The 6698-nt window shown below is 55.3% G+C and carries 6 protein-coding genes and 1 tRNA gene; 1 reads left to right on the forward strand and 6 read right to left on the reverse strand.

The window, feature by feature from the left end:
- The 6 genes from lon to VGK48_07030 form a co-directional block, all read right to left on the reverse strand.
- A partial coding sequence (lon, locus tag VGK48_07005) for an endopeptidase La (protein HEY2380918.1) occupies positions 1–1664 on the reverse strand: 1664 nt, incomplete at its 3' end.
- Between the two features lie 98 nt (positions 1665–1762).
- The gene (gene clpX / locus VGK48_07010; protein ID HEY2380919.1) at positions 1763–2995 is read right to left on the reverse strand and encodes an ATP-dependent Clp protease ATP-binding subunit ClpX; all 1233 of its coding nucleotides are present in this window, start codon (positions 2993–2995) and stop codon (positions 1763–1765) included.
- A gap of 123 nt (positions 2996–3118) precedes the next feature.
- Positions 3119–3721, reverse strand: a complete 603-nt coding sequence (gene clpP / locus VGK48_07015) for an ATP-dependent Clp endopeptidase proteolytic subunit ClpP (GenBank protein ID HEY2380920.1) — start codon at positions 3719–3721, stop codon at positions 3119–3121.
- 66 nt (positions 3722–3787) lie between these two features.
- Positions 3788–5080: a trigger factor gene (tig, locus tag VGK48_07020; GenBank protein HEY2380921.1), complete on the reverse strand. Its 1293-nt coding sequence runs from the start codon at positions 5078–5080 to the stop codon at positions 3788–3790.
- Between the two features lie 9 nt (positions 5081–5089).
- Positions 5090–5171, reverse strand: a tRNA-Leu gene (locus VGK48_07025).
- Positions 5172–5211: 40 nt separating this feature from the next.
- Complete coding sequence (locus VGK48_07030; protein ID HEY2380922.1) at positions 5212–6339, reverse strand: phospholipase D family protein; 1128 nt, start codon at positions 6337–6339, stop codon at positions 5212–5214.
- 213 nt (positions 6340–6552) lie between these two features.
- Between VGK48_07030 and VGK48_07035 the strand changes: the two genes are divergently transcribed.
- Positions 6553–6698 (forward strand): FKBP-type peptidyl-prolyl cis-trans isomerase (locus tag VGK48_07035; GenBank protein HEY2380923.1); only part of this gene is annotated, 146 nt, incomplete at its 3' end.

The following is a 6698-nucleotide window of genomic DNA, read 5'->3' on the forward strand; positions in this document are numbered from 1 at the left end:
TTCCTGCAAACAGAGGAGATCTCGCGCTCCAGATTGCGGACGCCGGCTTCGCGAGTGTAGTTCCGGATGAGGCCGCGGATGCCGTCGTCTGTGAAAGTCAGATGCTGGGACTTGAGGCCGTTGGCCTCGACCTGTTTCGCAACCAGGAACCGCCGCGCAATCTCGGTCTTTTCGTATTCCGTATAACCGGGCAGGCGGAGGATCTCCATGCGGTCCTGCAAGGGTTGCGGAATCGTATGCAGGACGTTGGCGGTCGCGATGAACATGACCTGCGACAAGTCGTATTCGACGTCGAGGTAGTGATCCTGGAAGCTCGAGTTCTGTTCGGGATCGAGAACTTCAAGCAGCGCCGCAGAAGGGTCGCCGCGGAAATCCGTGCTCATCTTATCCACTTCATCGAGCAGGAAGACCGGATTGACCGTGCCCGACTTCTTCATCATCTGAATGATCTGGCCCGGCAGGGCGCCGATATACGTGCGGCGATGGCCGCGGATTTCGGCCTCGTCGCGCACGCCGCCCAATGCAAGGCGCACGAACTTGCGGCCTGTTGCCCGGGCAATGGACATGCCGAGCGAGGTTTTTCCAACTCCCGGCGGGCCGACAAAGCAGAGGATCGAGCCTTTCGGCTTCTTGACCAGCTGGCGGACAGCCAGGAACTCGAGAATGCGATCTTTGACCTTTTCCAAGCCGTAATGGTCTTCGTTCAGGACCTTCTCGGCCATGTCGATGTCCCGGATCTCGCGGGACTTCTTCTTCCACGGCACCGCGATAAGCCAGTCCAGATAATTCCGGGAAACCGTGGATTCAGCCGACATTGGCGGCATCATTTCGAGCCGCTTCATTTCCTGCAGCGCCTTGTCCAGAGCATCTTTCGGCATGCCGGCCGTCTCGATCTTGCGCCGGAGCTCTTCGATTTCCGACTTCTCGTCCTTTTTGCCGAGCTCACGCTGGATGGCTTTGATCTTTTCGTTGAGGTAGTACTCTTTCTGCGCGCGCTCCATCTGCCGTTTCACCCGATTCTGGACGGAGCGGTCGACGTGCAGCTTCTCGATCTCGATGTCCAGAATATCGGCCAGCCGCTTGCAGCGCTCGACGGGATTGAAGATCTCGATCAGCTCCTGCTTCTCTTCGATCGAGAGCACCATATGGGAGCAGATGGTGTCGGCCAGCCGGCCGACATCGTCGACTTTGATCGTGGCGAGGACCTGATCCGGATTGAGATTCTGGCTGAGCTTGACATACTGCTCGAACTGCTGGGTCAGCCGCGCGGCGAGCGTGTCATACCCCGTAAAGCTTTGATTCCGGAAGGGTGACAGCCTCAGGTTCGCTTTCCAATACCCTTCTTCTTCATTTAACTGAAGGATTCGCGCCCGCTCGATGCCTTCGACCAGGACTTTCGTATTGCCGTCCGGCAGCTTGAGCGACTGGACGATGTTGGAAATTGTTCCTACCTGATAGATTTCATTAGGCTTGGGGTTGTCGACTGTGGCGTCGTGCTGGGTTGCAAGGAAGATTCGTTTATCGCCCCGCAGCGCCGATTCCAGCGCCTGAACGGAAGATTCGCGGCCGATGACGAATGGGACCATCATGAAAGGAAAAATCACCACATCTCGGATCGGAACCATCGGGAGCTTTGTCTGTTCGTATTTTTCCTTCGCACTCATTTTATTAGCATCGGGCCCACCGGCCAAGCCACTGTCGGTACTGTCTCCTTGATGGCTATTTGGCCGGTTCCCCCATGCAGGGGGAGCCCTTTCCTTTTCTACCCAGCCTTCTCGAATGGCAGCTGGATTTCCTTCTTTTCGACCATCTCTTTCGTGATGGTTAGCTCCTTGTGATCTTTTTGTTGCGGGAGCTGATACATCAAATCCAGCATGAGCTCTTCAAGAATGATGCGGAGCCCGCGGGCGCCGACATTGCGCTTGATCGCGTCGAGCGCGATAGCCTCGAGAGCGTCATCCGAAAACTTGAGTTTTACATTCTCATACTCGAACAGGCGCTGATACTGTTTGACGAGCGCATTCTTCGGACGAGTGAGAATGTCGACCAGAGCCTTCTGATCCAGGTCGTGCAGCGTTGCAACCACCGGGACGCGGCCCACGAATTCCGGAATCATGCCGAATTTGATCAGGTCTTCGGGTTCGAGCTGCTCCAGGAGTGCGGAGCGCGGGTTTTCGGACTTGACCTTGATGTCGCCGTGGAACCCCATCGTGCTTCGAACCGCCAGTCTACGCTCGATCATCTTGTCCATTCCGACGAACGCTCCTCCGCATATAAAGAGGATGTTGGTCGTATCGACCTGCGTAAACTCCTGATGGGGATGTTTTCGGCCTCCCTGAGGCGGAACATTAGCGACGGTGCCCTCCAACATCTTTAATAGGGCCTGCTGGACGCCTTCGCCCGAAACGTCCCGCGTGATCGACGGATTTTCGTCCTTCCGTCCGATCTTGTCGATCTCATCTATATAGATGATGCCGGTCTGGGCGCGTTCGATGTCGCCGCCGGCGTTCTGAATCAAACGAAGGATGATGTTTTCGACGTCTTCACCGACGTATCCGGCTTCGGTCAGCGTTGTCGCATCCACGATCGCGAAAGGAACGCTCAGGAGACGGGCCAGCGTCTGGGCCAGAAGGGTCTTGCCGGTTCCGGTCGGGCCGATCAGCAGGATGTTCGACTTTTGAAGCTCGATGTCGGATTTCTTGCGGGATAATTCAATGCGCTTGTAGTGGTTGTAGACCGCAACGGCAAGCTTCTTTTTTGACTTGTCCTGGCCGACGACATATTGATCGAGAAAGCCCTTAATCTCCGGCGGCTTCGGCAGGTGAACGTTTTTGGGAGACGGCTCGTAATTCGAATCCTCGTCAATAATGTCCTGGCAGACTCCGACACACTCGTCGCAAATGAAAACGGTTGGTCCCGCGATCAGTTTACGAACGTCATTCTGGCTCTTATTGCAGAATGAACATCGCAACACGTCGTCGCTATTTTTCTTCAAGGGAGCATCCTCTCTTTTCCTTCTATTGGAAATTGGAAATTAGAAATTGCTTCATTTCAAATTTCCGAAGCAACTTCCAATTTCGAATCTCAAATAGCTTGAAACCCAGATCTGGCAAGGGTTTCATGCTCGTTTGGAAATGACCTCGTCGATAATACCATACTCCTTCGCCTGGTCTGCGTTCATGATGTAGTCCCGTTCCACGTCCTTTTCGATCCGCTCGAATGTCTGGCCGCTGTGATGTGCGAGGATTTTATTCAAAATTGTCCGGATGCGAAGGATCTCTTTGGCATGAATGTCGATATCGGTGGCCTGACCCTGCAAGCCGCTCATCCAGGGCTGGTGAATCAGGACGCGCGAATGGGGGAGCGAAAATCTTTTCTTGGGCGATCCGGCGGCCAGCAAAACCGCGGCCATGCTGGCGGCCTGGCCGACGCAGATCGTCGTCACGTCGTTGCGAATGAACTGAATCGTGTCATAGACAGCCAGCCCCGCCGAAATCGATCCTCCGGGACTGTTGATGTAGAGCGATATGTCACGTTCCGGATCTTCGGCTTCCAGGAACAGCAGCTGCGCCGTGATCAGATTGGCGACGTTATCGTCGATCGGAGTGCCTATAAAGATGATGCTGTCGCGCAGCAGCCGGGAATAAATGTCGTAAGCGCGCTCGCCACGATTGGTCTGCTCGACCACCATCGGGATCAGAGTGTTCATTTCGTTGTTCATGAGTTATCCCGTCTTTAAATACAATCTTTCAACCAGCGCGTGGGCCGGTCAATGGGTAATTACGGTTTAGGTTGTTGCGGGCTGGATGCGAGCTTTTTCTTGTAGCAAATCCAGTGTCTTCTTATTGCGGATTTGTTCCCTCAACCGTTCCAACCCCGAATCACGCGAGAGTACCTCTCTGACTTTTTCTTTCGGCCGGCTCGTCTCGGTGGCTATCTTTTCGATCTCTATCTCCAATTCTTCATCGCCCACATGGATGTGGTTTTTGCCGGAGAGGTGTTCGAGGATCAGGTATCCCTTCACATCCCGTATTGCCTGCTGATGCTGATCTTCACGAATCTTCGACCAGTCGACATCCAGCCGCTGCGGATTGATGCCTTGCCGCGACAGGTCCCGGAACATGCGTTGCACCCGAACCTGCAGCTGACGTTCGACGAGCGACTCGGGAACATCGAAGTTGTTGTTCTCTTCCAGCCACTCCAGCATCTTCTCGCGCATCTGTTCCTGGGCGTGTTCCCGCTTATGCTTCTCGATGTCCGCGCGGAACTTGGTCTTCAGCTCATCGAGCGTTTTGTAATCGCCGAAGCGCTGGGCAAACTCGTCGTTGAGCTCCGGAATCTCCTTCGTTTTGATCCCGTCGATTTTTACGTCGTACTGAACCGTTTTTCCGGCGAGCCGCTTCTCCGGGTAATCGGGACGGTATTCGACCGTGAAGTGTTTTTCCTCGTTCACCCGGACGCCGACCAGATTTTCAGTGAATGCCTGCATTGTCGTGCGGCCGCCCATTTCCGCCACGGCCTTCTCACCCGTGATGGGCGGTTCGTTTGAGCCTTCGATCGTTCCGCTGTAGGAGATTTCGGCGAAGTCGCCCTGCTGGACGGGCCGGTCCTCCTCGACCGGAGCGAGCTCGGACATCTCTTCCTGAATCTTTTTCAGCGAGTCTTCGACCTCGCTGTCCTCGACTGCGGAGGATGGTTCCTCAACCGGAATTCCTTCGTAGTTGGTGATATCGAATTGGGGATATACCTCAAAAACAGCCTTGAACCTTAGCGGCTTCCCGGAGGCATAATCCACCAGTTCGAACTGCGGCGTGGCGTGGATGACGTCGAGCTTGTGCTCTTCGATGGCGTCTCCGAAATACTTCGGCATCAGATGCTGCATCATCTCGGAGAGGATTTCGTCCCGGAAGCGCGTCTTCACCACTCCGATGGGAGCTTTCCCCGGCCGGAATCCCGGGACGCGCGCTTTTCGCGCAATCCCCTGTGCAATGTGCATAATCTCGGCATCGACAACCTCGGATGGAATCTCGATGTCGATGTTCTTCTGGCACTGACTGAGGTCTGTTAAATCCGCTTTCATAAGCCGTTATGCGAAAGGGGGGACTCGAACCCCCACGGCGTGAGCCACTAGATCCTAAGTCTAGCGCGTCTGCCAATTCCGCCACTTTCGCGCGTAAATTTGATTGTGAGGGTGGCCAACCGCCGTGTCAATCACCTCGACCATAGTTTGTCGAAGGTCGACTGATATACCGAGACCAGGGAGGGTGTCCTCAGCAAGAGCGCGTTTTCGTCATTCGACTGTTCGGCGGCGGTAGACCAGTTGTAACTGCCCGTCACCAGAACCTGCCCGTCAAAAAGCGCCACCTTGTCATGCATGATGCCGCCGCCGCTGCCCGCCGTCCTTCGGACCGGAATGCCGGCGGCTTCCAGCCGCGGAACGACGGAAACCGCCTCCGAAGCTTCGCTGCTGTCGGCGAGAATCCGGATGGACACCGCCCGGTTCTTCGCGGCGATCAGCGCGTTCATGATTTCGGTTCGCGTGAATTCATAAATCTCAATATCGATCGAGGTCCGGGCGTTTTCGATCTGAGCGACGATCAGCGCGGAGATGCCTCCGTTCGGGGAGAAATGCACTTCCGCACTTTGTGGCGAAACCTGCAGCGTGCTGAACACATTGTCCGAACCGTTGTAGCGCAACGCGAGTCCGGCGACAGGCTGTGTGCTTGAGATTTCCAGGGTCCCTTCGAAGCTGCCAAGGGACGGAAACAACTCGGAAACGAAGCGCGCGATCTGTTGTGAACCTGCCAGGAAAATCGTCAGGGAACCCATCGCGACGCCCTCGCTATTACGCGGTACGATTGAAACCTCCGTTCCCTCTGCGCCGGGATTCACGAGCGCGAGGCCTGTTCTGAAGCCTTCCTTTTCGAAGACCGGCGATCTCAAAAGCGTGTCCGGCTGAGCAGAAAGCACCGATGTTTCCATCGGCGGATTTCCATCCGCGCCCGCCAGGTCGATGATCTCGGTTCCTGCAATGTCCGCCACCCCCGTAAATTCGGCGCGAGCCCATCCGACGGTGAGCGCGCCGCCGGCCAGCATGGTTGTCCCGGAACCCAGGCCGGCCACTGTCACAACTGCAGAGCCGAGCGCTTCACCGTTCTGAGAATAAAAGCTCAGCAACACCTTCGCCGGTGCCGTTGAGAGATTGTTGAAGGTAAAAGTGGTCCGATAACCGCCTCCCTGAGCGAAATGAGGAAAGATCAGAGGGGCAGGAGTTGCAACCGCATTCAGCGCTGTCAAAGCAATAAGGATCCCGGCTATATGCCACGGCATTTTTCGCATAATGTCTCCTGGGAAAACTCTGAATTGCGGGCCGGGCGGGGGAGGGACTCGGATTCCATCATGATGTAGAGACACGAGATCTGCTACGTGTATTTCTCTCGGAAACGTCTGGCAAGTGAATCGAAAATGCGTCTACACTGACGCATGCAAAAGACACTGACGTTCGTAGTATTGATCGTAGCGCTAACAGTTATGGCGACAGGACAAGGCCAGATGACAAAAACAAAAAGCGGGCTGCAATATAGTGACGAAAAAGTCGGTACCGGTGATACGGCTATGAAAGGAAATACGGTTCAGGTCCATTACACCGGCTGGCTTTATGTGAACGGAAAGCGCGGAGCAAAATTCGACAGCTCGGT

The sequence above is a fragment of the Terriglobia bacterium genome, from assembly GCA_036496425.1.
GTDB lineage: Bacteria > Acidobacteriota > Terriglobia > 20CM-2-55-15 > 20CM-2-55-15 > 20CM-2-55-15.